This is a genomic window from Ostreiculturibacter nitratireducens (assembly GCF_032670585.1).
Classification (GTDB): Bacteria; Pseudomonadota; Alphaproteobacteria; order Rhodobacterales; family Rhodobacteraceae; genus Ostreiculturibacter; species Ostreiculturibacter nitratireducens.
On record NZ_JAVQHL010000002.1, the window covers coordinates 1,319,577 to 1,343,882 of the forward strand.

Sequence of the window (24,306 nt, forward strand, 5' to 3'; positions counted from 1 at the left end):
AAGCGAAGCTCGAGGCAATCAAGAAAAGGAGTGACTGCCATGACCATCAATGCTCATTTCGCCACGCCGACGAAGATCACGCTCGGAGATATCCAACTCGAGGTCTTCGAGGCCGGTCGGGAAAACCGGGGAAACCCGATCGTGCTGTGCCACGGCTGGCCCGAGCACGCCCATTCCTGGCGCCATCAGATGCCGGCGCTGGCGGCAGCGGGCTACCACGTCATCGTTCCCAACCAGCGGGGCTACGGGAATTCGTCGCGTCCGCCGAAGGTGGAAGGCTACGACATCGCACACCTGACGGGCGATCTGGCCGCGCTTCTCGATCATTTCGGGTATCGGGACGCCGTCTTCGTCGGCCACGATTGGGGCGCGAACGTCGTCTGGAGCATGGCGCTCCTGCATCCCGATCGCGTGAACCGGATCATCAACCTGGCGCTGCCCTACCAGCCCCGCACCTCAATCCCGTGGATCGAGTTCTTGGAAGGCGTGTTCGGGCCCGACAACTACTTCGTCCATTTCAATCGCCGACCCGGTGTCGCGGACGCTGTCCTCGATGCGAACACCGGCCGGTTCCTGCGCAACCTGTTCCGCAAGAACATGCCCGCTGAGCCGCCCGAGCCGGGCATGATGATGATCAACCTCGCGACGGCCGCGGCGCCCTTGGGCGATCCCGTTATGAGCGACGAGGATCTCGCGGTCTTCATCGCGGCCTTCGAGGAAGCCGGGTTCACGGCAAGCATAAACTGGTACAGGAACATGGATCGCAATTGGCACATTCTGGCGGATGTGGACCCCATCGTCCGGCAGCCGGCACTCATGATCTACGGGGCGCAGGACATGATCCCGCCATCCGAGACCCTCGCGGAGTTTGTCCCGAACGTGGAGGTGCTCAGCCTCGAGTGCGGACATTGGATCCAGCAGGAGAAACCGGCTGAGACCAATACGGCATTGCTGAACTGGCTTGCGGTTCGGCAGGCGGCCTAGGCAGCGGTCATGGTCCTTCGGCGGGCGCGGACGCAATCCGTTCGCGCCTTGCCGTACCCGTGATAGGGTCGAGGCGCAGGCGACCCGCCGGGATCGCGCCCGCAAGGAATGAGAGACAAGTGGACAAGCTTTCCGTCATGCACGCCTTCCGCCGCATCGTCGAACGCGGCAGCTTCGCGCGTGCGGCGGAGGATCTTGGCGTGTCGCCTGCGCTGCTGAGCCGCGAGATCAAACTGCTCGAAGAGAGTCTTGGCACGACGCTGCTCACCCGGACGACCCGCTCCATGTCGCTCACTGATGCTGGGCGGCTCTACTACGACGAGGCGACAGGCATTCTGGATGCCGTAACCCACGTCGAGACACGCATCCGCGATGGTGCCGGGGCCGTGCGCGGGCACCTGAAGGTCAACGCGTCGAGTTCCTTCGGACAGACTGTCATCGCGCCAACCCTGCCGGAGTTTCTCGAGGCCCATCCCGATCTGCGCCTCACGCTGTCGATGGACGACCGGGTCGTGGATATGGTCGAGGGCGGGTTCGACGTCTCGATCCGCATCCGGCCCGCCATGCCGGACTCGGCGCTGGTGGCGCGCAGGATCGGGACGATGCGGCAGCGAATCTTCGCGGCACCTGCCTATCTGGAAAGGGCGGGCAAGTTGCAGACACCGCAGGACATCGCGCACCACCGGGTCATCGGCTTCCTGCTTGCGGACCACCTTACCTCATGGACCCTGAGCGGCCCTTCCGGGTCTATCGTCGTCGACCTCGACCCTCCGGTCCGGGTCGGCAACAGCCTCGTCCTGCGCGATCTTCTGATCGCGGGCCAGGGCGTCGGCACCTTGCCGGACTTCGTCTCGGACGCGCCCGAGTCGCGGGGTGATCTTGTCCGGGTCCTGCCCGACTGGGAGCTTCCCGCGCCGGAGATCTTCGCCGTGACGGCCTCGCGGCTGGGCATGGACGCGAAGGTTACGGCCTTCCTCGACCACCTGCGTGCCGCGCTCCGGCCCTGACATTCATCAACCGGCGTAAAGAATGAAGTGACAGCGGGCTGGTTATTCCGGCCCGTCAGATCCTCGATCTTCTCCGGCAACGAAACCCAGCGCCAGAGAGGATCCCATGACCCGCGTTCTCGTTCTCTACTATTCAAGCTACGGCCATGTCCGTGCTCTTGCGCAGGCCGAAGCCGAAGGTGCCCGCAGCGTCCCCGGCACCCATGTCGATCTGCGCCGCGTGCCGGAGACCGTCCCCGAGGCGGTGCGGCAGAAGGCCGGCTTCGCAGCCGACGACACGCCCGTCGCCAGCCCCGCCGATCTGGAAGCCTATGACGCCATCCTCTTCGGCACGCCGACGCTGTTCGGCATGATGGCCGGGCAGATGAAGTCCTTCCTCGACCAGGCGGGCGGGCTCTGGGCGCGCAACGCGCTGGTGGGCAAGGTGGCTGGCGTCTTCGCCTCCACCGGCTCGCAGCATGGCGGGCACGAGGCGACGCTGCTGTCCACGCAGATCCCGCTGCAGCATTTCGGGATGCTGATCGCGGGCATGCCCTATAGCTTCGCCGGCCAGACCACGGCCGAGGTCATCGTCGGCGGCGCGCCCTATGGCGCGGGCACGATCGCCGGCGCCGACGGGTCCCGCGCGCCCACCGAGACGGACCTGGCCGGGGCGCGGTTCCAGGGCGCGCATGTCGCGCGGATCGCCGCGCGGCTGGCTGGCGGCAACCTGTCAGAGGAGGCCGCGTGATGGCTGCCCTGACCGTCGATTTCTTCCACGACGTGGTCTGCTGCTGGTGCTTCAACATCTCGTCGCGCCTGCGCGACCTGTCGGCGGAGTTCGAGCTCGACATCCGGCACCGCACCTTCGTCCTGCAGGCCAGCCGCGCCGAGATGGCCGCGCGCTGGGGCACGCCCGAGGACGCCCGCGAGACCATTCTCGGGCACTGGGCGGTCTGCCGGCGGGTCAGCGACCGGCCGGAGTTGGTCGATATCGACGCGATGCGGGCCGCGCCCTTCGACTATCCCCACGGGCTGACCGCCGCGCTGGGGTGCAAGGCGGCGGAACGGCTCGGCGGGCAGGCCGCCCACTGGGACATGTTCGACCGCCTGCAGCGCGCGCATCTGACCGAGGCCCGGGACGTGGCCGATCCGGCAACGGTGCTGCACGCCGCCCGGGATCTCGGCTTCGAGGCTGCCGCCTTCGCCAAGGTCTTCGAGGAACCGGAAACCCTTCGTGTCGTCGAGACCGACCGGCACCACGCCCGTGCCCTCCAGGTCCGGTCCATTCCAACCCTCATCGTCCGCGAGACCGGCGCCCGGCTTGTCAACGGACCGCGCGAGGATCTGGCCGCGCAACTGCGCGCCGCCCTCCGCCTCGTCGCCTGAAAGAAAATGCCATGAACCTCCCGTTCCTCCGCACCGCCGCCCTGCACCGCCACCGCATTCGGCGCGGCGTGGCGCGCGATCTGCCGCCCCATCTGATGCGCGACATCGGCCTCGACCCCTGGCCGGACCGCCCGCTCTTGCCCTTCCATCCGCTCTGGTGAGCCCCGACAGGAGGCATGACCCATGTCCCGTACCACCGATATTCTTCTCACGGCGCTCGCCCCGGCGGTCTGGGGCAGCACGTATCTGGTCACCACCGAGGCGTTGCCCGCAGGCTACCCCGTCACGATGGCGGCGCTGCGTGCGTTGCCGGCCGGGCTATTGCTGCTCGCCTTCACGCGCTGCATGCCGCCCCGCGCCTGGCTCGGGCGCACCTTCCTGCTTGGTAGTCTAAACTTCGCGCTGTTCTGGGTGCTGCTCTTCGTGGCCGCCTACCGGCTTCCCGGCGGGGTCGCGGCAACGCTCGGCGCGTTGCAGGCCATGATGGTGATCCTCATGGCGCGCGGGTGGCTCGGCACGCCGATCCGGGCGGGTGCGATCGCTGCGGCCGCGGCGGGCGCTTTGGGCGTGGCGCTGCTGCTGATCGGTCGCGATGCCGCTCTGGATTCGGTGGGGGTCGCGGCCGGACTGGGAGGTGCCGCGTCCATGGCGGCCGGCACGGTGCTCAGCCGGCGATGGCAGCCGCCCGTGTCCGCGCTGAGCTTCACCGCGTGGCAACTGACCGCCGGTGGGTTGATACTGCTACCATTTGCGCTGATCCTGGAACCTGCGCTGCCACCTTTGACGACGATGAACCTCGCCGGACTCGTGTGGCTCGGTCTCATAGGCGCGGCGGCCAGCTATGCGCTGTGGTTCCGGGGCGTCGCCCGGATCGAGCCCGGCGCGGTTTCGATGCTCGGCATGATGAGCCCGCTCACTGCCGTGCTGCTCGGCTGGGTGGTTTTGGGCCAATCCCTGTCGCCATTGCAAGGGCTCGGCGCGGCCGTTGTCCTCGGATCGGTTTGGATGGGGCAGCGGGCGAACCGCCCATCCGCCGGGATACGGCCGATCACGAAGGTTGTGCCGACCGCCTGATCGCCATTCAAGAAGGGACTCTCAATATGACCACTTTGACGCCGACCCAGGACCTTCGACGGAACGCACGCCTTGCCGGCCTGCTATACCTGATCATCATCGTGACCGGCCTCGGTGCCGAACTGGGCCTGCGGGCGCCGCTGATCGACCTCGGCGATGCCGAGGCTACCGCTGCCGCGATCCTTGGCTCTCCTGGCCAGTTCCGCCTGGCCATCGCCGCGGACATCGTAATGGCGCTCAGCGACGCCGGGCTTGCGATCCTGCTCTACCTGATCTTCCGAACCATGGCGCCAGGCCTCGCGCTGTCGGCGATGGTGTTCCGCCTGATCCAGACGGTGCTGATCGCGGCCAGCCTAATGGCGCTGCTTACCGCCTGGCTGGTGCTGTCCCGCGCCGAGGGTCTGTCTGACGCTCCGAAGCTGGCACTGGTGTTCCTCGATCTGCACGCGCACGGCTACGACCTCGGGCTTGTCTTCTTCGGCGTGAACAGCCTGATCATTGGCTTGCTGGTGTGGCACTCGGGTCTCTTCGCGAAGGTGTTCGGTGCGGGGCTCGCAATCGCCGGGCTGGTCTATCTCATCGGCAGCGGCCTGCGGTTCTTCGTGCCGGAATGGTCCGCTGTTTTCGTCCCGGCCTATGCACTGACGATCCTCGCCGAGACGGCGTTCTGCCTGCGCCTGCTCCTTCAACGAGGCGCGTCATGATCCCGGCCTCTTCCCAAACGCCACGCGCCGCCGTCCCCTTTTGGCATGGCAGATTGCAGTCAGACATCCCGTCGCACATGCCCGCGCTCGGGACCCGGAGACCCCCTGTGACCTCGGATATCGTTCGAGGTATTCTTCTCACCTGATTGTTCGCTCCACGCATCGAGCGGACTCTCAGGAGACGAAGAAGGACCTCGACACCTGCCATGAAAGCCCTCATCGCTCTTGTCCTGATCGTCGGTCTCGGCGTCCTCTCGCTGGCGCTTCTGCTGTTCCTGGATCGACGCGCCGATCGCCTGGAGCGGGAAAGGCTGATCGCGCTTCAACCCGCGTCGCCCGAGCCATTCGATCCACGGATGGTGGCGGACCTGCCCGAACCGGCTCGGCGCTATTTCTCCTACACGATACGACCGGGTACATCGATCCTTCCGGTGGCACAGATCGAGATGCGCGGGCAGTTCAGCCTTGGCACGAAGGAGGCCCCGAACTACCAGCCCATGGAAGCGCGCCAGATCCTTGCGGCGCCGGAGGGTTTCGTCTGGGCCATGCGCACGACCGGCGGCATGCCCGTCTCTGGCTCGGATTCCGGCCACTGGACCCGGTTCCGCATCTTCGGACTGATCCCGGTGGCCCGTCTCGGCGGCGATCCGGACCACACGCGTTCGGCCTATGGGCGCTATGTGGGCGAGGCCGTGATCTGGTCACCGGCCGCGGTGCTGCCCGGTCCCGGCGTGACCTGGGAGGCGATGGACGAGGATACCGCCCGCGTAACGGTCGCGCATGGCGGCCTCGCACAGGCCGTGGATGTCACCGTCGATGCCGAGGGCCGGCCCGTCACGGCCGTCTTCCAACGCTGGAGCAATGCCAATCCGTACAAGGAGCACCGGTTGCAGCCCTTCGGCGCGACCATGTCCGACTTCCGCGAGGTCGGCGGATACCGCCTGCCGTTCCGCGTCGAGGCGGGCAACCTCTATGGCACGGAGGCCTACTTCCCGTTCTTCCGCGCCGAGGTGACCTCCATCAGCTTTCCCGGCGCGGAGCCATGAGCTGGACGGCCCGAAGGCGCGCGCTGTCTGTCGTCACAGCTATGGCCCTCTGGCTGGTCGTCGCGGTTGCAGCGCTCGCGGACGAGGATGCGGAGATTGCCACGCGGCTCGATGCGCTGGCCGACGCTGTAATGGTGACCGATCAGGTGCCCGGCGCCATCGCAGCCGTGGTCAGCGGCGACACGGTGATCCTGCGCGGCTATGGGATCGCCGATCTCGACGGCGGGATTGCGGCCGGTCCGGACGACACACGCTTCGAGATCGGCTCGATCACCAAGCTCTTCACCTGGATCGCGGTCATGATGCTGGTCGAGGAGGGGCGTCTCGACCTCGGGTCGGACGTGGCGCAATACCTTTCGGAGGTGGAGGTGCCGGGGACCGAGCCGCTGACGCTCACGCAGCTGATGAGCCACCGCGGCGGCTTCGAGGAGAGCTACGCGATTTTCGATCCGGCCGTGGCGACGCTGCCCCGTGCCGAGGCGCTGTCGGTCGCGGCGCCCGACCAGGTCTTTCCGCGCGGCGAGATCACCTCCTATTCCAATTGGGGCGCGGCGCTGGCGGGGCACGTCGTCGAGGAGGTGTCCGGGCAGCCGAGGGAGAGCTTCGTCGAGGCGCGCATCCTGGGTCCGCTCGGCATGGACGACACGACTACGGCCGAGCGGCTGCGGCGGCCGGATCAGCCCCCGCTGGCCGGCAGCTACCGCATGCAGGGCGGCGTCGCGCATCCGGCCTTCCGGGTCGATATCGGCGCCTTCGGACCTGCCGGCGCCATCGCCAGCACCGCTGCCGACATGGCGCGCTTCCTGCGGTTCCTCATGGGGGACGGCGCGCTCGATGGGGTGCGCCTCCTGCAACCCGAGACGATGGTCCGCCTGCGCACACGTCTCTTCGACGACCGGCCGCAGGCGGCGGACATGGCGCACGGGTTTCAGGCGCGGCCCATGTTCGGCACCATGGTTTACGGCCATGGCGGCGGCGTGAACGAGTTTCTCTCCAACCTCGCTTTCATCCCCGAGATCGGCGCCGGAGTGTTCCTCTCGCAGAACGGGGGCAAGGGCGCAGATCTGCCGCTAATGGTGCCGACGGAAATCCTCGGCGTGCTGGCAGCGCGGTCCGGGCTGGAGGCGGCCGCGCCAAAGCCTGTGGCCGATGCCGCCGCCCGCGCCGCCGAGGCGGCGGGGCGCCACCTGACGAACCGCCGGACGTTCTCGGGGCCAGGTCAGCTTCTGGCGGCGCTTTCGCCCATGACCGTGACCGCGCTGCCCGATGGCACGCTCCTGATCCCGACCCCTCTGTCGCAGGGGCCCGTGCGCCACGAACCCTTCGCGCCCGATATCTGGCAGGATGCGCAGGGCGCGCGGATGGCCTTTCTGCGGGATGAGACAGGGCGGATCGTGCGGCTCGCCGACGGGACGGGCGCGCAGACCCACGAACGGCTGCGGGGCCTCGCCGATCCGGTCTGGCTGTGGCTGGGGCTGGGGCTGGCGGCGCTGCTCTCGGCGACGAGCCTTCTTGGGCTCACATGGCGGCATGGTCTGCGCGGGGGCACGAGCGCCGGCACGCTGGTCGCGGCCGTTCCGCTGGCCGGTGCGGTCTCGGTCATCGGGCTGATCGGAGCGGGCATTGTGGCGGGCCTCGCGGCGTCACGACTCGGCTCGCAGTTCCTGTTCGACCAGCCGCAACCGACGCTCAACGCTTTCCTTGCCATGGGCGACGTGGTGGCGGTCGTGGCCGCCCTTGCCCTGCTGGCGCTTGTCCCGGTCTGGTGCGTCGCGGGCTGGAGCCCCTGGCGGCGCCTCCACGACACGCTCTTCGCGCTTTCGCTGGCGGCTCTCGCGGGCCTCCTGCTGCGCTGGGGGCTCGCTTTCGGAGGGCCGATCTGATGCACGTCTCGCGCGGTTTCGGAAGGAGGGCTTCGCCATGACGGCGCTGATCCTGCTCACACAGGTCGCGATGCCCCTGGCCCTGTTGGCCTGGCTTGGCTTCTGGCCCGCCGGCAGCATGGTCGGGCTCCTGCTTCAGGCTGCGGGGACGGCTGTCTTTCTCTTCGCGCTGGCGCGGGTGGCGCAATGGGCGGTTCCGGTCTGGTGGCTGCCGTGGGTCTATGGTGCGCTCTGGCTCGTGCTCACCGGCGCCGCGCTCCTGCGCAAGGATGTCTCCGGCCTGCCCTGGCTGCCCTACGCGCCTGCCGGATGGGTCGTGGCCGCCTTGTCGGTTGTGCTCCTCGGCCTCGGAGGCTGCTATGGGGCACGGGCGATGCTGGGGCAGCGTCTGCCGCCGGTAGAGGTCGTGGATATCGCCAATCCATTCGGCCCCGGACGCTATCTGGTCGGCCATGGCGGTTCCAATACGCTGGTAAACGGGCATATGCGGACGCTCGATGACAGCGTCGCGCGGTTCCGGCCCTGGCGCGGTCAATCCTACGCGGTGGATTTCTTCGGGTTGGGCCCGTGGGGCCTGCGGGCCCGCGGGTGGCGGCCCGCCGATCCGGCGGCCTATGCGATCTTCGGGGCCAAATTGCGCGCGCCCTGCGCTGGCGTGGTGATCGCCGCCGAGGGCGATTGGCCCGATTTCGAGGTGCCGCAGGAGGACCCGGTCAACCGGCTCGGCAACCATGTGATCCTGCACTGCGGCGCGGCCGAAATCGTGCTGGCGCACATGCGGCAAGGGAGCATCCCGGTCACGCCCGGCGACAGGGTGGCCCTGGGCGACCGGCTGGGCGAGGTCGGTAATTCCGGCGCCTCGACCGAGCCGCATCTGCACATCCACGCGCAACGGCCTGCGCCCGAGGGTGCGCCGCCGATCTCGGGCGATCCGCTTGGGCTTCGCATCGATGGCCGGTTTCTGGTGCGGGGCGATCGTCTGTCCGGCGCGCGGATCTGATCAGTCCCGCAGGACAACCAGGTCAGGACAACCAGGTCAGGGCAGCCAAAACCAGCACGATCGGCAACCGGGCCAGACCGATCCGCCGCCATGTCTTCGGGTCGGACACGGAAGACACGGCCGCGCGCCCCCTCGGATTGAAGACCAGCGTGGCCGACTTGACTGCCCAGAGCGCCGGGACACCGGCGACAAGCGCCCAGCCGGGCCGGGTGCTGCCCGCGTCAGAACGCAAGGCGAAATCCACCGCGCCAAGTCCCCAGAGCGCGAGCAACAGCGCCGCCAGACCCCATACCGGCCACGGCCGCCGGGCGCCGCCATAGGCCCAGACCTCGAGCATGCCCCAACGTTTGGGGAACAGGAGCATGCCAAGGCTCGTCGCCGCGGCCAAAAGCGTCAGCGAGGCGCCGAAGATCGTGAGCCATGGCAGGGTCATTCAGGGCGCGCCTCGATGTCGGCCGCGAACCCGCGCACCATCTCCACGAAGCGATCGGTCTCGGTCAGGAACGGCGCGTGGCCCGATCCGTCGAAAACCTCCATCCGCGTGCCCGGAGGGGCCTCGACCACTGCTAGCCACTCCTGCACCAGCGGGACCGGCGTATTCCAGTCCTGCGCACCCGCGATCAGCAGCATCGGCACCGGCATTCGGGGCACCTCGGCGATCAGGTCGCGCGCGAGATACGCGTCCCACATCGGCCCGCTGCCGCGGTTGGCACCGTCGAACCAGCGCCGGTAGTCGGGCAGGCGGTATTCCGGTGCGGCGAGCGCATGCGGCAACATGGAGATGAGCGGGACGTTCATGCCGCCGCCATTGGCCTCGACCTCCCGCATGAGACGGACGTATAGATCGTGATCGCGGAAGGCCTGCGCGTCCATGCCCGAGAGATCGGAGGGTGCAACCTTGCGTAGCCAGTCGAGCGTCAGGGTCGCGCCGCGCAGCGTGTCCACATGCTGGCCGACCCCGATGTAGCCAGCGTAATCCTCGGGCCAGCGCGCCACCAGGCGCGCGCCCAGCATCGTGCCCCAGGAATGGCCGAGCACGATCACCGGCTGCTCGCCCACGCGTTCGCGCAACAGCGCGGTGACCTCCCGCGCGTCCATGAGGAACCGCTCGAGCGTCATGGTCGCCGGGTCGAAATCGGGCGGGTTCGACTTGCCCGCGCCGCGCTGGTCCCAGTGGACGACGACGAAATCCCGTTCCAGGTCGCCCGTCAGGCCATGGATCGGCATCTGCGCCGCGCCCGGCCCGCCATGCAGCCAAAGCAGGATCGGGTTGGCGCGGTCCGCGCCCCGGATCAGGAGCCACTGCGTCATGCCGCCGATCTCGGCCGTGACCAGTTCTGCAATCGGGTCGGGGCCGGCGACGGAGGAGGTGCGGGCCGGCAGGGATTTCCAGATCAGCCCGCCGGCAACGGCCGCGATCAGGACGAGCAGCACAAGACGCAGGAAGGTCATCGCTGCCGCTCCGGTGCGAGGGCCAACGCGGAAAGGCCAAGCCCCGCAAGGCTCGAGGCCGCGCCAAGCCAGGGCCAGAGGCCCGGCAGGATCGAGAACAGGAAGAGATAGTCCTGCGCTGTGGCCCAGAGGGGCCAGATGATCAGGGCTGCGCCGACCCCGCCCGCCGTGAGCCGTGCAAAACGGAGGCGTCTTCCGGTCCGTGACGCCATCCAGATGCCGAGCGCCCCGACGAGGAGGCCGAGTGCGATGCCGATACGCGCCGCCCGCTCGGCCAGAAGGACGCGCGACATACCGACCGGTTCAACACCGAGGCTGTCCGACCAGTCCTGCAGGATCGCGGCGAAAAGCGGCCAGGCCCGCTGGCTGTTCGACAGGATCACGATGCCGTCGCCCGTCTCCGGAACGAGGTGCATGTGGCTCATCCAGCCGTATCCCTGGCCGCCATGCCAGACTGCATGCCGCCCGTCGGAAAGCGTTTCGGTGAAGTGCCCGAGCGCGTAGCCTTCCGCGGCGAAGGCGAACAGTCCGCCGACCGCGACCTCGGCCCGGTGAAGGCCGGCCACGCCCTCGGGCGAAAGCACAGATTGCTCCGCGCCCGCCATCCCGGCGATGGCGAAACGCGCGATATCGGCTGCGGTGGCATGCAGCCCACCCGAGGCGCGCCCCGGATAGACATAGGCGGAAACGGGTCGTCCCCGCAGGTCGTGGCCCACGGGCATGTCCGCGCCGGTCCAGTCGAAGCTCGCCCCCGGCATGCCAAGGGGCGAAAGCACCTCGTGCACCATGAGCGCGGCGAAATCCTCACTTGTGCAGTCCTCGATCACGAGTTCGAGCAGGTTGTATCCGGTATCGGAGTAGGAAAACCCGGACCCCGGCGTGGCGATCAGGCTGAAATCCTGCGCGATGTGTTCGGGCAAGCCGGGCTTCGGCCCTTGGGGCGGGAAGCGCGCGGCGTAGTCGCCGAGGCCGATACCGGCGCTGTGGCTCAGGAGCGCGCGGGGGGTGATCGGATCCGCGCCTTCGGGCAAGCGCCAGCGCGTCAGGCAATCGTCGATGGGCGCGTCGAGGTCGAGCCGCCCGGTCTCGGCCAGCCGCATCGCACCCCAGGCGGTGACGGGCTTGGAGATCGATTCCACCCGGAACAGCGCCTCGGCAGTCATCGGCGCGCCTGCTGCGGGGGCGGCCATGCCGAAGAACCCGGTCCAGACCGGCGCGGCGCCCTCGATCACCACGATCACCGCGCCTGGCACACCGTCGCGGGCCATCCGTTCGGGCACAGTCTGCGACAGGCGGAGCGCCAGCGGTGACCCGTCCTGCGCGGCCAGATGCGAGGGCATCGCTGCCAGCAGAAGGACGACAAGACGTCCGATCCGACCCGCCAGAACGACCACGGAGCAGATCAGAGACCACTTCGGTTTGGCGCGCGGAGATGCGTATGCGGCGGGCAACTTCACGGAAGGTCATCCCGGGTCAATCGTCGGCATCCGCCAATTCCGTGCTGCCGCGCAGCACGTCGTTCAACATGATGTCCGTGGCCCGTTCGGGTTCCTCGAAAAGCGGGCTGTGGGCGGAGTTCTCGAAGACGTAGAACCCCTTCACCGGCGCCTCGATCGCATCGAAATAGGCGCGCGCGAGGTCCGGGTGCGCGGTCCGGTCGTGGCGGCCGACGAAGAAATAGACAGGCAGTTCGAACCGGGTCAGCCGCGTTCTCAAGTCGTCGCGCAGCAGGTCCTCCCAGAAGAAGGGCCGCGACCAGAGCTTGCCGCGCCAGACGTTGATCTTGTCCATCAGCGTATAGGCCCGTACCCGCCAGACCGGCAGGAAGATGCCCGTGATGACGGAGTCGATGTCGCGGGTATGCCCGACGCCCGCCCGGTGCATGGCCGCGTCACGCAGCCGCATCCATGCCGGCGACGTTCCCGCCTCCATGCTGACCGGCGCGGCCTCCAGCCGGCCGACCATGGCCGTGTCGCCGCGTGCGCGGTAGGTGTCGAGCAATTCGGCATGCGCCATGACCTCCGAGCGCAGCTGATGGGCGATCTGGGCCATCCCGACATAGGCGAGGAACCGGTCGGGTGCTGCGGCGGCGACCTGTATGCCGAGGTAGCTGCCCCAGGAATGACCGAAAAGCAGGATACGGTCCTGATCGAAGCGGTCGCGCAGGTAGTCCGCCACTTCGATCGTGTCCGAAATCATCTGCTCCATGGTCATGGTCTCGGGCGGAATATCGGCCGAGAAGGACATGCCGGCCCCGCGCTGTTCCCACCAGACGATGGTGAAATGACGCTCCAACCCTGTCGGATAATCCAGGTCCATGAAGATCTCGGTCATGCCGGGTCCGCCGTGCAGGAACAGCAGGACCGGGTTGGCGGGGTCGGTGCTCTGGATGATCATGCCTTGCGGGATGCCGCCGATCTCGATGGTGACACGCTCCGACAGGCTGCCGGGGATCACGGTTCCGCCTGCGTCGCGCAGCGGGTCCGGTCGGCCGGGGCTGATGGCCACGAGCCAGGCGAGGCCCAAGGCGAGGCCCGTCAGAAGGATCAGCCCTGCAACGGTCATCGCCCGGCCGAAGCTGCTGAAGAGAGACCGGCGTCTGGTTCTTGATGCCATCTCGGCGCGCCTTTCCCGACAGATCCCATGCCTACTGTCCGCGGTCCAGAAGCATGGTTTCAAGTCCGTCCAGCGCCGCACGATCCAGCACCCGTCCGCCGACGATGACCATTTGCGGTCGGCGCAGCGTCGAGAGGCCCTCCAGCGGGTTGGCATCGAGCAGAACGAGGTCGGCCCGCCGTCCCTGCGCAATGGTGCCGTCCTGATGGTCCAGCCCGAAGAAGCGCGGCGGGGCCACGGTGGCGGTGTAGAGCGCTTCGCGGGGGGTGAGGCCGATGGCAACGTAGAGGTCCAGTTCGTCGAGCAGCGAGAAGCCGTGGAACAGGTAGGGGTTGGCGAAGGAGGCGTCGGTGGAGGCCAGGATCGGCACGCCCGCCCTGTGGGCCATGAGGAACGTCCGCCGGTCGAGCGCGATGCTGTCCCCGGCCAGAGCGCGCACCTCGTCGGTCATCGCCTCCAGTCTGAAGTCGGGCCGACCCCAGGCCGCGCGCACCTCGGCCGGGATCATGCGCATCCGGGGCGCGTCGGGTGCGGGCCAGTTGCCGGTGTAGAAATCGGCCACGACCAGCGTCGGGCTGACATGCATCTTGGCCTGCGCCATCCGCGCCAGCACCGCCTCGCACAGGCTTTCGTCCCAGGTTTCCAGGATCATCCGGTTGCGCGCCGCCATGATCTCGAAGATACGATCGAGTTCCGCGCCCTCGGCCATGGCTGTGCGCAAGCTCTCCAGCATAGCGTCTTCTGCGGTCGCGCAGGCCATGGCCACCCGCCCGAAATGTTCCATCCCGTTCTGACCGGCGTCCATGGCGGTGCCGAGCGCGACCCGTTCGGGAATGTGCCCGACGAAGGGCAGCCCAGCGTCGTGGGCCGCCTCGGCCAGCGCGAGATAGGTCGCTTCGTCCAGCATCGAATAGGCCTTGACGGCGGCCCAGCCTTCTGCGGCGATCCGGTCCACGACGCCCCGTGCCTCGTCTGGCGTATCGGCCAAGAACATGCCGGGCCACGACCCGGGGCGAGCATCAACCCAGGCCCCGGCGAGGATCAGGCGCGGGCCCAGAACCTCGCCCGCCTCGATCCGGGCCTGCAATGCCTTTTGCTCGGCGATGGGCCAAAGCGCGCCCATGTCGCGGATGCCGGTGACGCCATTGAGCAGGTAAAGCGGCAGCGCCGTTTCGGGTTCGGATGTCGAAGAGAAGATGTGCACATGGCTATCCCAGAGGCCCGGGATCAGGTAGCCGCCCGCACCGTTCACGGGCGTTGCCGTGTCCGAAGCGATTTCTTCGCCGACCTCCGCGATCAGACCGTTGCGGATCAGCACGGATTGGCCGGGGGTGAGGGTGCCCTCGATCACGTCAACGATGGTGACGTCGCGGAGCAGGGTCTCGGATTGCGCCTGTGCCTGTGCCGCTACGATGACGGCCAGGGCCAATGCCAGAAGGAGCTTGAAACCGTACTTCATTGCTCCGTAACCCTCAGAAGCAGTTTCCCTGCAACCTCACCCGCCTCGACCCGTTCATGCGCGCGCCGCACCTCGGCCAGCGGCAGCACCTCGGCAACCACGGGGGCGATGCGGCCCGTCGCGAGCATCTCGAAAAGCCTAGTCAGGTCGTCGCGGAACCAGTCGGGGTGCTTTCGCCGCATCGCGCCGATGGAATAGAACGCGGTCGCGTGGCCGTTCGGCAGCCAGTCCCAGAGTTTCAGCTTCACGAAATCCATCGGGATCGAGCCGCCGCGGCCCAGCACCTCGTTCTGGAAGCCGAACGCCACCAGCATGCCGCCGGGCTTCAGCGCATGGAGCGACCGCGCGAGACTGTCGCCGCCTAGCGGGTCGAAGGCGACATCAACCCCGCCCGTCGCCTCATGCACTGCCGCCTCGGGCGCGTCGGCATCCAGCGGCGTCGCGCCAAGGCTGCGGATCAGGTCGTGCTTGGCGGTAATATCGGTGCCGAAGGCCGCGATCCCCGCATCGCGCGCCAGTTGCAGCATGGCCGTGCCGACCGCGCCGCCCGCGCCGTGGATGAGCAGGCTCTGGCCCGCCTGCATCTTCGCCACGCGGGTGAGCATCTGGTAGGGCGTGACCGCCGACAGGATCATGCCGAGCGCATCGACATCCGACACGCCCTCTGGCACCGGCGTCAGCCTGTCCTCGGGCAAACAGATGTACTCAGCATAGGCGCCGATGGTCGTCAGGTCCGCCACCCGGTCGCCCGGCTTGAAGCGCTGCGCGCCGGGGCCGGTGGCGTCGACGATCCCCACCATGTCGTAGCCCGGGGTGAAGGGCGGCTTGTCCTTCACATCGGGATACATCCCCTTGCGGATCATCACGTCGGTGAAGGCGGCGCTGGTCACCAGCACACGGATGCGCACCTCGCCCGTCGCGGGCTCGGGCCGGTCGGAGACGGTTTCAAGCTCCAGTTCCTCGGGGCCGCCGAAGGCGTTCAGTCTGACACGGGTATAGGGCATCTTGTCTCTCCTTGCGGGGTCAGGACCGCCCCGTCTGGCTCACGAAATCGGCGATCTCTCGGGTCAGGGCGTCGTCATGGCCCAGCCAGATGTGACCGCCGTCGGGGTAGAGGATCAGCCGCGCATCGGGGATGCGGTCGGCAAGAAGGCGCGCGGTGTCCGCGGTGCCGAAGAGGTCATCCTCGCAGGACAGGATCAGCGTCGGCACGGTGATCCGCTCGTAATCGGTGGGCGATGGCGCTCCGGCCCAGAAGCCGTCGGTTCGCAGGCCGTCGATCTTGCGGCTGATCGGGAAAATCTGGTCGAGGATCGTGCGGGCGCGCAGGCGCTCCGCCTCCGGGACCCGGTTGAGAAGGTCTGGGTCGGTCGCCAGAAGCGTGCGGATCATCTGGCCGGGTGCGAGGCGCGACAGGGACCAGAACGCGAAATCCGAGCCGAGCACGGCGGCCACGGCAAGCCGCTGCAGTGCCGTGAACTCCACCGGGTCGCGATCCGTCAGGTTGGCAGCCGGGACGATCAGGACAAGATGCGAACACCGGTCGGGATGGCGCAGCGCAAACTCGGCCGCCGTCAACGCCCCGGCCGAGCCACCGGCGACGGGCAGCCGGTCGATGCCCAGATGGTCGAGCAACGTGACCAACGTGTCGGCCTGGTGCACGGGCGAGGCGTCTTCGGGAAAGGCGCTGCCGAGGTAGCCGAAGCGCGAGGGCGCAACGATGCGGAAGCCGCTCCGGCGGAGCCCGGACGCGAAGAGGAGCCCCTGGTCGAACCCGCCGCCGGTTCCGTGGATCATCATCAGGGGCGGGCCGTCCCCGGCGACCGCGTATTCCAGCGGCCCCGCGCCTGTCTCGATCACGGTGCCTTGCCCGAACAGCCTGCTATCGGCCTGCATGCGCGCCTCGCGGAAAGCGCCCGCGGCAAAGCCGCCACCGGCAAGCGCCAGCCCACCGAGGCCCAGAAGAAGGGTGCGCCGCGTCGTCATGTCGGTGCCGACGCAAGCCGCGGCGCCAGCCCGTCTGTCCAGGCGGCGATCCTTTCCCAGTCTCGCCTGTCGCCGACCGGGGATTTCACGAGGCGCACGGCGAGGCGGTCGAGGAAAGACAGGCGTGCGGGGTCGATCATGCCTTCGAAGAAGACTTCGTCGGTAGGTGTGATCAGATCACGCGCCTTCGCGGTGTATTTCGCGCGCTCTTCCACGGCGGCGGGATCGTCACCGAGAGCGAGCATGTGCATCGTGAAGAAGGCTACCGGCATGGCGGACAGCGCGTCGCGGTTTGCCGAAACGAAATCCGTCATCTCCGGCAACCAGGACGCGTAGCGCACCGCGCTGCCGAGGACGGCTCCGCGATAACCCTCAAGGCTTGTCACCTCGTTCACGGATCGTGCTTCGGCCGAAAGGCCGGCTTCGCAAAGTCGACCGGCGATGGCGTCGGCGACCTCGGCGGTCGAGCCGGTCCGTGTTGCGTAGGCCACGAGGATCCTGTCGGTCATGCGGGGGTCTCCCTGGCAAGCGGAGGTGATGAGTATGAGTGCGGGGCTCCGTGTCGCGCCTCTGATGCCCAACGCGACCAAGCCGATACCGGCGAGCGCGAACAGAAACCTGCGTCGTCCCATGAGCCGCATGGCTACCCCCCTGTGAACCTGAAAGTGGGACCAGCCACGGCGGAACCCTGCAAGAGGGACCATGCAGAAGCTCTGCGATCGGTTGTCATGGCTGACCCGCTCCACTTCCTTGGCCGATCGCCAGATCCGCCAGTGCTGCTTCCAGCGCCGGCACAAGATCGGTGCTGTCGTCCACAATTCCGACATCGGTGTTGATCTGGAAGGCCACCGTCACGCCATGATCGGCATAGTGGCGCAGGCTTGAGACATATCCCGGAATCCAGCCGCCATGGCCGTAGACCGGACCGCGCGGTGTGTCGGCGTAGATCGCAACACCGGCGCCATAGAGAATGCCCGGTGCATCGGGCGAGACGGGGACGCCGTCGAGCAGCCGGTCGAGATAGGGCTCCGCCATGGCCGCACCGCCGAAGACAGCATGGCCCCAGACCGCCAGATCGCGCGAACTGGATGCGAGCCCGCCCCCCGTCCATTCCATCGCCGGATCCCACAGAAGACGGCCCGCGTCGTCCATGGTCCGCTGCGGCAGACCGAAGGGGTTATTCTCTCCCACATATCCCGCCGCCAGACCGGGCAGAATGGGCGTATCCGAGGGGGTCGTGGCGCTCAAGCCGAGCGGCGTCAGGAAGCGCTCCGCCACGAGGTCGTAATACGCCGCGCCACTGGCTTGTTCGATCACGAGGCCGAGCAGCAGATACCCTGTGTCGGAATAGCCCCATGACTCCCCTGCGGGAAACAACGGATCCGTGTCGAGGACGAAGGCGATGGCCTCTTCCGGCGTGAACGCAGCGCTGCCGCCGGCCATCCGCGCCGCCATCTCCGACTGGAAAGTCTCGAGGTGGACATGGTCCGGTAGGCCCGACGTGTGGCGCAGCAGATCGCCCACCGTCATCGTCCCGTGGTTCGGCAGTCTCGTGAACCAGTCGCGGTCGCCAAGGTGCCGGGAGACAAGGTCGGATTGGGACAGGACGCCGTCGCTTTCCAGCGACAACGCCGTCATCGCGACGAAGCTTTTCCCGATGCTGGCGGCCAGCATCCGGCTGTCGGATGCCATCGGCGTGCCGGTCTCGTCATCGGCAACACCCGTCTCCGCCATGACGACGCTGCCGTCGGCAAGCGCCATGGCGGCCGTCGCGCCGGGAAAGCCGTAGTCCTGCCGGAAGCTGTCCAACAGGCCCTGTAGCCGGTCTTGCTGCGGCTCGGCGAACGCCGGGCCGGCCAGCGCGAGGGATGTGGCGACGGCAGTTGCAACAAGCTTGCCTTTCATGGCCGCACCTCCCCCGGAATGACCTCCGTCACCGCGCCTTCACGGGTGAATATCGTCTTGCGGTTCAGCCAGACCACGACCACGGCCACCACCACCAGGATGCGGGTGTCCCAGGGCTGGGCATCGGGCCAGAACGGGATGATCAGCTGCCAGTGGAACAGCATCGGCAGAAGCAGGCTGCCGCGCGACGCGTTGAAGATTGGCGTCACGAGGATCGCGAGGGTGACGTTGCCGATGAAGAAGGGCAGGAAGGACCAGTTCTCGTAGACGACACCCGCCAGATAGAAGGCGGGCAGGTGCCAGATCCCCCAGGCCGCGCCGATGATGGCCCCGGCCCAGAACGGGGCAACATGGCGCTGCAGTAGCGGCTGCGCGACGCCGCGCCAGCCGAATTCCTCCATCGGCCCGAGAAACAGCATCATGAACATGAGCGCGACCATGGCGCCCACGCCTTCGGGTGGCAGCGGCGCAAGCAGCGGCCCGCCCTTGATCAGCGACCCGACCATAAAGACGACGGGGATGCCGATCAGGATGAAAGCCCACCAGACCGGGGCGCAGCGCCAGTAGAAAAGACGCGAAAAGAAGGCGCGCAGGCCCCGCAACCCGCCGAACGCCAGCACCAGAAGGATGCCCGCGATGCCGGGCGCCCAGGTGGCGAGGAAGTAGAGGGGATGGCTGCCGCCGATCTCGCCGAAGATCGCGGCAGCCCGTTGCGGGAAATAGATGTAGCCGCCGATCACGGTCCATGTGATGCCGAAGGTGAGCAAGGCGAAGAACAGGAGCGCGTAGGAGGGGAGGCTCGACTGCGGTCTGATCGCGATGGAAGACATAAGTGAATCCTCTCGAGACGGTCATTTTTGGAATTGGCCGCACCATCGTTCAATTCGCCCGCGTCTTCGCTGATCGAGATCAAACGGGTGGGCGGCATGCAAACGGGCAGAGTTGGGCATGGTCTCCACACCATCGGGATGCACTCTTCGCACAACCGCGCAGTCGGCGGCGCCACGCGCTCGAAGCACCTCGACGGCGCCGCCTTCGACATCGCAATGACGGACCACGACCCGGTGGCCTTCGAGGGTGAGGCGGAGTAGGCGACGGTCCGGTGGACCGTCGACCCGTCGAACGCGCGCGAGGTCGGGTTCATCGGCTTTGGCTTTTATCCGCGCTCGGGCTTCATTCATGTCGACCTTGGGCCCGCGCGGCAGTGGGGCGAGCCGTTCCCGGACCGGGCGACTGCCTTCGCCGAAGAAACGCCACCAGCGCGCGAAGTTCTGGCCGACAGCCGCACCATGCAGGGCGGTGGCGCGGCCGGAGTAGCGACACTGGGTGCTGCGGGCGTTGAGGTCGCGCAGAGCGTGTTGGCCGAGACCCAGACCGCGATCCTGCCGCTGGTGCCGTATCTCGATACGCTCCGCTGGGTGTTCATCGTCGTGGCACTCGGTGGCATCGCGGTCACGATCTACGCGCGTCTCGATGACTGGCGCCGGGGGCGGCGGTGATCGGCGGGCGCCTCACCGGGATCGCCACGAGCCCATGGATGCGGGCGGCGCTGCGCTACGGCGCCATCGCGAGTGCTCCTGTTCATGTTTTTTGCTTCGGCGCTCCGGGGAGCGAGCGGGACGCCTCGCCGAACGCCTTGAAACCACGGAGAAGGTCAATGAAGTCCAGCGCCAGATACTCAAGGCGGCAGCTCGCCGCCCTCGTGATCGCAACGAGCTTGCTGAGCGGCTGCGCGACGGACGGTTCTGACGGTAGCGGGCCAGGGGCGTGCCCGCCGGTCGTCGAGTACAGCAGGGAGTTCCACGCGCGCGCGGCAGAGGAGCTGGATCTGTTGCTCGAGGGTTCGGCGATCGCGGAGATGCTGAATGATTACGCAGTGATGCGCGAGCAAGCGAGGATCTGTACTGTGGCGGGATGGTGAAGGGTCGCATCCACACCGATTGCGAGGCTTGCGACTGATCAGCGGATCATCGAGTTCCGCCCACTGAAGGTCATGCAGATTGCGCATTAGGCAAATGCAGTGGCACTCACTTGTTCTTTGCGGTTGCTGGAATTGACGTTCATCTTGACCGATGGTCCGCCGCGGGACGACGAACCATTGCTTCTCTACCTGCGGGCGCTGCAAGGAATGCTTGCGGGCTCCATCATTCGGCCACCCCAGCCCGTTGTACATACTCATGGATCAGCGAAGCGAGGATACCGGCGTGGTCCTCGTTCATCAGGACTGAAAAGTGGTCGGCCCGTTCGATCGTGACCTGCTCGCCTATCGTGAAGCGGCGTGCGATCTCCCGGTGGAGCGGTTCCACGAGATCGGAAAAATCTTCAGAGCCGGGCACAGCGCTGCCAGCCGTTACCGCGAGGACCGGCAGATCCGCAGGCAAATCTTGCGCCTCGGCGCGAGCGGTGATGGCGTCCCAGTGGCGCAGTTCCTCGGCCGAGGTCGCGAGGTGAACGCGGTCGCCGGCAAAAGAGCGAGCCGCCATGAGCGCATGGCCCTCCAGCCCGGTTGCTCCGGCTTCAAGTGGGTTCCACAGGTGCAAAAGCCCGGTCATCGAAATCCCCGAGAGCACGGAAAGAAGGCCGGGAAAAGCGCGGAACTCTGACACCATGTCGTCGCTGAAGGCGGCAAGCTGGTCCTCGTGGGACGAGTCGACCAGAACGACGGCGGCGGTATCCGCCGGGAACTGCGCCGCGAAATCGCGCACGAAGAACCCGCCCAGCGAGTGGCCGACCACGACGAACGGGCCGGCCTCGCCGGCATCGGTCAGGGCGGCGTGCAGGTCGCGCGCCGTCTGTCCGGGCTGGAAGCCCTCGGGCGACGGTTCGCTCAGCCCCATGCCGGCCCGGTCGTAGGAGCAGACCCGCGCGTCGTCGTCGAGCGCGTCCTGAACCCAGGTCCAGGTCTCGGCGAAACCTGTCGCGCCCGCCTCGAGGACATAGGTCGTCTCACCGGCACCGGTGCAGAGGAGCCGCAGATCATGCGTTCCGGTGCCGGCGAAGGTCGCGTCGTGGGACATCTGCGCCTGCGTCCACTGACGCGTTCCTTCCTGCGCGGCGGCAATCAGCGCAATGGCCGTCAGCGCAGCGGCAGCGATCCGGAGGGGCCGGCGCAAGGACGCAAGCCGGGATTGGGCGGGAGAGATGGAGAGGGTCGTCATGGGTTTTTCCTTTCATAGATCGGACGTCCGTCCGATTTTCTGGTAAAAAATGGATCAGTCGAAGCGCATGGCCTTCAGCGCGCGGCCGATCCCCGCGATGTCGGGCTTCTCGCCCAGCGCGACCGACAGGATCAGGCCCTGGTAGGTCGCGTAGAGAAGGTCCGCGAGGGTCGGGGCGGCATGGCCCGCCCAGTCCCCGCGCGTTGCCTGCCGCCGCTCGATCAGGCGCACTAGCGCGGCCTTGACCGCGGCGCGGTTCTTTACCACCGCGCGGTGAACATCAGGAGTGGCCAGTGCTTCGGCCGCGATCATCAGGTCGACGCGCGGTGCCTCGGCAGGGTCCATGCCGGCCAGAGCATCGAAGAAGGTGTCGATGATCGCATCCAGGCCGGCACCGGCAGCAGCGCCGCCAAACGCCGACAGCGCCTCGGCCATGCCTGCCTCCGTCACGCCGAGGATCAGGTCGTCCTTCGACTGGAAGTAGTTGTAGACCGCCCCGGCGCTCAGCCCCGCCTCGCGGAACACGTCGCGCAGGGTGACCTTCGACAGCCCCTTTACGGCGAAGACGCGTCGCGCGGCAGAGAGGATCTGCGCACGCCGCTCTTCCATGGCTTCTTTGGCAATCTTCGGCATCGACTCACCAGTAAAACGGACAGCCGTCCTATATTGATGAGCCTTGATGCTGTCAAGCGCTGCGAAGCCGGTTTTCCGGTAACGAACCGGAGAAGCCGAGCGGCGTTGGGTGGCGCCCCCCAGATTTGGCGGTGCGGTTCAGACGCCAAGGCCCGAGAACACGTCGCTGCTGCCTAAGGGGAGACGGCGTTCTTGGGAACGGCTCACCGAGACGGCAGCTTCGGTCGGATCATGGCCACACGCTCCGGCGGAGAAAGACCTTCTGCGCACTCGAGCGCCAAGAGGTCGCTCAGGAACTTCGGTGCCTCTTCCGCGCCAAGGACTCTGAAGCCAAAGCGGCGATACCACGGCGCATTCCAGGGGACATCGCGCCAGGTCGTAAGGGTCGTCCCGACCACATCCTGTTCGTTCGCGGCGTCCAGAACATGGCGCATGAGCGTTTGCCCGATGCCCCGGCGCTGCCAGTCGCGCCGCACGGAGATCTCGTCGATGTGAAGGTGGACTTCGACCCTGCGCGCGAGGATGAAGCCGACGATGCCGCAGCCCTCGCCTGTTGCAGCCAGACGACAATCGCCAGCAGGGACGCGGTCGGACAGATGCCGAGGTGGGCTGGCGCGGTGCGCGAGCCAGCCGAGGCCAGGAATGGCGGAAAAGGCCTGCGCCGCGGATCGTTCCACGGCATCGAGGGCTTCCATATCCTTCGGGGAAACCTCCCGGATCACGAATCGTGGACGACGGTCACACATGCCGGCTGCCGTCTCTGGAGGCGAAGGCGAGTGAACAGAGCTCCGCCGCGATGCCGCCGCCGTGGATCAGGAAGCTCAGCGGGATCGCCGGGGCAATCGGGCTTGCCATGATCGGCTCCCAGAGCATCGCCAGCGCCGAGAGCGGAATGCAGTGGGCGGCGATGGCCAGCAGACTGAAGCGCCGGGGCGCGGGGCCGCGCGCACCCATCCACATCGCCACCGCGACCAGCCCCATCAGCGGATAGGCTTGAGCGAGCCCCGCGACGGCCATCGGGTTTTCGGCCAATCCACCATAGGGCCCCAGACCGGTGAACAATCCGACATAGGAGCCGACCGTCAGGATCGGCGTCAGCGTCATCAGGAAGCCTGCGTGCCAACGCAGGATGCGGCGTCCGTCGAGCGTCATTGGGCGGCCTCCATTGCCGTACGTTCGGCGCTGTCTTTTTGGCCCTCGGCGACCATGAGATGCGTTCTCACGAGGGAGGCAAAGCGCGCCGGGTCCTGTTCGGGCAGCAGATGGCCGGCGTCCGGCACGACGATATGCGCGGCGCCCGGTACGAGGCGCGCCGCTGCATCGGAGACGATGGCGTAGCAGTCGCGCGTTCCGTCCCCGCGCGCCACCGTCACCGGGCAGTGGATTCGCGAAAGATCCGAGGACCCGAGCGGGATCGGCTGCGTCTGCGCGAAGATCGCTTCAAGGGTGTGAGCAGTGTCGCGGTAGATCGCCCGGATCGCCTCGGGTTGAGCGTCATGATGGCCGACCCGTCGCGCCGCAGCGTCGATCGCGAGCCGAACGGCGCCCTTTCGGTCACCGCTTTCGACCGCCTGCGCGACCGGCCCGAAGGCCGCGCCCATATCCGCCATCACGGCGTCGCGCATGGCGTCGTCCTCGATGAAGGTCGGAAAGCCGGGTTCGTAAAGAAAGAGGCTGCGCACGAGGTCCGGGCGGTCGATGGCCACGGCCAACGCGGAATGCGCCGAAAACGACCACGCGACCAGGTGAACGGGGCCGCGCCCCAACGACCAGATGAGATCTATGATGTCGTCGCGCTGGCCCGCCGTGCCGAAGGGCCGGCTCGGCCGTGCTACGGCCGGCAGGGCGGGCAGCGACGCGGTGATCGTCTCGAACGCGTCGGAAAGCTCGCCGGCCGCCGGGGCGAGGCTGCGCAAGTCGCCGAGTACGCCATGCGTCAGCAGAACCGGTTGCCCCTCGCCTTCGCTGCTGAACGGGACGAAGACGCCTTCGATTTCCAAGTGGCCTCTTGGTCGTATCGGGGTTTCGGTG

General features: G+C 67.5%; 26 protein-coding genes and 1 pseudogene. 12 read left to right on the forward strand and 15 right to left on the reverse strand.

What is annotated here, in order from left to right; all coding sequences use genetic code 11:
- Positions 1-39: 39 nt before the first annotated feature.
- From ABCN56_RS13805 to ABCN56_RS13850, 10 genes are all read left to right on the forward strand, one after another.
- Positions 40-984 carry an alpha/beta fold hydrolase gene (locus tag ABCN56_RS13805; RefSeq protein ID WP_343081371.1) on the forward strand — a complete coding sequence of 315 codons (945 nt, stop codon included), beginning with the start codon at positions 40-42 and terminating at the stop codon, positions 982-984.
- Positions 985-1,103: 119 nt separating this feature from the next.
- Positions 1,104-1,991: a LysR family transcriptional regulator gene (locus ABCN56_RS13810; protein WP_343081372.1), complete on the forward strand. Its 888-nt coding sequence runs from the start codon at positions 1,104-1,106 to the stop codon at positions 1,989-1,991.
- A gap of 106 nt (positions 1,992-2,097) precedes the next feature.
- Entirely contained in the window at positions 2,098-2,721 is a 624-nt protein-coding gene (wrbA, locus tag ABCN56_RS13815; protein ID WP_343081373.1) for an NAD(P)H:quinone oxidoreductase, read from the forward strand.
- Complete coding sequence (locus ABCN56_RS13820; RefSeq protein ID WP_343081374.1) at positions 2,721-3,359, forward strand: DsbA family oxidoreductase; 639 nt, start codon at positions 2,721-2,723, stop codon at positions 3,357-3,359. The genes wrbA and ABCN56_RS13820 overlap by 1 nt, the downstream gene beginning before the upstream one ends.
- Positions 3,360-3,370: 11 nt before the next feature.
- Entirely contained in the window at positions 3,371-3,520 is a 150-nt protein-coding gene (locus ABCN56_RS13825) for a hypothetical protein (protein ID WP_343081375.1), read from the forward strand.
- 22 nt (positions 3,521-3,542) lie between these two features.
- Positions 3,543-4,433 carry an EamA family transporter gene (locus ABCN56_RS13830; RefSeq protein ID WP_343081376.1) on the forward strand — a complete coding sequence of 297 codons (891 nt, stop codon included), beginning with the start codon at positions 3,543-3,545 and terminating at the stop codon, positions 4,431-4,433.
- 26 nt (positions 4,434-4,459) lie between these two features.
- Entirely contained in the window at positions 4,460-5,137 is a 678-nt protein-coding gene (locus tag ABCN56_RS13835) for a DUF4386 domain-containing protein (protein WP_343081377.1), read from the forward strand.
- Positions 5,138-5,343: 206 nt separating this feature from the next.
- On the forward strand, positions 5,344-6,183 hold the full coding sequence (locus tag ABCN56_RS13840) for a DUF6544 family protein (protein ID WP_343081378.1): 840 nt from the start codon (positions 5,344-5,346) through the stop codon (positions 6,181-6,183).
- Positions 6,180-8,066: a serine hydrolase domain-containing protein gene (locus ABCN56_RS13845; protein ID WP_343081379.1), complete on the forward strand. Its 1,887-nt coding sequence runs from the start codon at positions 6,180-6,182 to the stop codon at positions 8,064-8,066. Before ABCN56_RS13840 ends, ABCN56_RS13845 begins: the two co-directional genes overlap by 4 nt.
- 37 nt (positions 8,067-8,103) lie before the next feature.
- Positions 8,104-9,066 (forward strand): peptidoglycan DD-metalloendopeptidase family protein, encoded by a 963-nt coding sequence (locus ABCN56_RS13850; protein WP_343081380.1) that lies wholly within the window; start codon positions 8,104-8,106, stop codon positions 9,064-9,066.
- Between the two features lie 22 nt (positions 9,067-9,088).
- On the opposite strand, the gene ABCN56_RS13855 is transcribed toward ABCN56_RS13850, so the two are convergent.
- From ABCN56_RS13855 to ABCN56_RS13900, 10 genes are all read right to left on the reverse strand, one after another.
- Positions 9,089-9,499 carry a hypothetical protein gene (locus ABCN56_RS13855; RefSeq protein ID WP_343081381.1) on the reverse strand — a complete coding sequence of 137 codons (411 nt, stop codon included), beginning with the start codon at positions 9,497-9,499 and terminating at the stop codon, positions 9,089-9,091.
- Positions 9,496-10,518, reverse strand: coding sequence for an alpha/beta fold hydrolase (locus ABCN56_RS13860; protein ID WP_343081382.1), 1,023 nt, complete (start codon positions 10,516-10,518; stop codon positions 9,496-9,498). Before ABCN56_RS13860 ends, ABCN56_RS13855 begins: the two co-directional genes overlap by 4 nt.
- Positions 10,515-11,969 (reverse strand): serine hydrolase domain-containing protein, encoded by a 1,455-nt coding sequence (locus tag ABCN56_RS13865; protein ID WP_343081383.1) that lies wholly within the window; start codon positions 11,967-11,969, stop codon positions 10,515-10,517. Before ABCN56_RS13865 ends, ABCN56_RS13860 begins: the two co-directional genes overlap by 4 nt.
- 22 nt (positions 11,970-11,991) lie before the next feature.
- Positions 11,992-13,083 carry an alpha/beta fold hydrolase gene (locus ABCN56_RS13870; protein ID WP_343081384.1) on the reverse strand — a complete coding sequence of 364 codons (1,092 nt, stop codon included), beginning with the start codon at positions 13,081-13,083 and terminating at the stop codon, positions 11,992-11,994.
- Positions 13,084-13,165: 82 nt separating this feature from the next.
- The gene (locus tag ABCN56_RS13875; RefSeq protein WP_343081385.1) at positions 13,166-14,593 is read right to left on the reverse strand and encodes an amidohydrolase family protein; all 1,428 of its coding nucleotides are present in this window, start codon (positions 14,591-14,593) and stop codon (positions 13,166-13,168) included.
- The gene (locus ABCN56_RS13880; protein WP_343081386.1) at positions 14,590-15,597 is read right to left on the reverse strand and encodes a medium chain dehydrogenase/reductase family protein; all 1,008 of its coding nucleotides are present in this window, start codon (positions 15,595-15,597) and stop codon (positions 14,590-14,592) included. Before ABCN56_RS13880 ends, ABCN56_RS13875 begins: the two co-directional genes overlap by 4 nt.
- Before the next feature lie 19 nt (positions 15,598-15,616).
- Positions 15,617-16,579: an alpha/beta fold hydrolase gene (locus tag ABCN56_RS13885; RefSeq protein WP_343081387.1), complete on the reverse strand. Its 963-nt coding sequence runs from the start codon at positions 16,577-16,579 to the stop codon at positions 15,617-15,619.
- On the reverse strand, positions 16,576-17,088 hold the full coding sequence (locus tag ABCN56_RS13890) for a flavodoxin domain-containing protein (RefSeq protein ID WP_343081388.1): 513 nt from the start codon (positions 17,086-17,088) through the stop codon (positions 16,576-16,578). Before ABCN56_RS13890 ends, ABCN56_RS13885 begins: the two co-directional genes overlap by 4 nt.
- A 217-nt stretch (positions 17,089-17,305) precedes the next feature.
- Positions 17,306-18,484 carry a serine hydrolase domain-containing protein gene (locus ABCN56_RS13895; protein WP_343081389.1) on the reverse strand — a complete coding sequence of 393 codons (1,179 nt, stop codon included), beginning with the start codon at positions 18,482-18,484 and terminating at the stop codon, positions 17,306-17,308.
- The gene (locus ABCN56_RS13900; protein WP_343081390.1) at positions 18,481-19,314 is read right to left on the reverse strand and encodes a CPBP family intramembrane glutamic endopeptidase; all 834 of its coding nucleotides are present in this window, start codon (positions 19,312-19,314) and stop codon (positions 18,481-18,483) included. The genes ABCN56_RS13895 and ABCN56_RS13900 overlap by 4 nt, the downstream gene beginning before the upstream one ends.
- Before the next feature lie 150 nt (positions 19,315-19,464).
- Between ABCN56_RS13900 and ABCN56_RS13905 the strand changes: the two are divergent.
- Both ABCN56_RS13905 and ABCN56_RS13910 read left to right on the forward strand, forming a co-directional pair.
- Positions 19,465-19,983, forward strand: a pseudogene (locus tag ABCN56_RS13905) (YcbK family protein); the annotation flags it as partial.
- 158 nt (positions 19,984-20,141) lie between these two features.
- Positions 20,142-20,405 (forward strand): hypothetical protein, encoded by a 264-nt coding sequence (locus ABCN56_RS13910; protein ID WP_343081391.1) that lies wholly within the window; start codon positions 20,142-20,144, stop codon positions 20,403-20,405.
- A gap of 223 nt (positions 20,406-20,628) precedes the next feature.
- On the opposite strand, the gene ABCN56_RS13915 is transcribed toward ABCN56_RS13910, so the two are convergent.
- The 5 genes from ABCN56_RS13915 to ABCN56_RS13935 form a co-directional block, all read right to left on the reverse strand.
- On the reverse strand, positions 20,629-21,642 hold the full coding sequence (locus ABCN56_RS13915; protein WP_343081392.1) for an alpha/beta fold hydrolase: 1,014 nt from the start codon (positions 21,640-21,642) through the stop codon (positions 20,629-20,631).
- 54 nt (positions 21,643-21,696) lie between these two features.
- A complete protein-coding gene (locus ABCN56_RS13920; protein WP_343081393.1) occupies positions 21,697-22,251 on the reverse strand; it encodes a TetR/AcrR family transcriptional regulator in 555 nt (184 codons plus the stop codon).
- Between the two features lie 227 nt (positions 22,252-22,478).
- Positions 22,479-23,021: a GNAT family N-acetyltransferase gene (locus tag ABCN56_RS13925; protein WP_343081394.1), complete on the reverse strand. Its 543-nt coding sequence runs from the start codon at positions 23,019-23,021 to the stop codon at positions 22,479-22,481.
- Positions 23,014-23,427 carry a hypothetical protein gene (locus ABCN56_RS13930; protein ID WP_343081395.1) on the reverse strand — a complete coding sequence of 138 codons (414 nt, stop codon included), beginning with the start codon at positions 23,425-23,427 and terminating at the stop codon, positions 23,014-23,016. The genes ABCN56_RS13925 and ABCN56_RS13930 overlap by 8 nt, the downstream gene beginning before the upstream one ends.
- Positions 23,424-24,275 carry an alpha/beta fold hydrolase gene (locus tag ABCN56_RS13935; RefSeq protein ID WP_343081396.1) on the reverse strand — a complete coding sequence of 284 codons (852 nt, stop codon included), beginning with the start codon at positions 24,273-24,275 and terminating at the stop codon, positions 23,424-23,426. Before ABCN56_RS13935 ends, ABCN56_RS13930 begins: the two co-directional genes overlap by 4 nt.
- Positions 24,276-24,306: the final 31 nt, after the last annotated feature.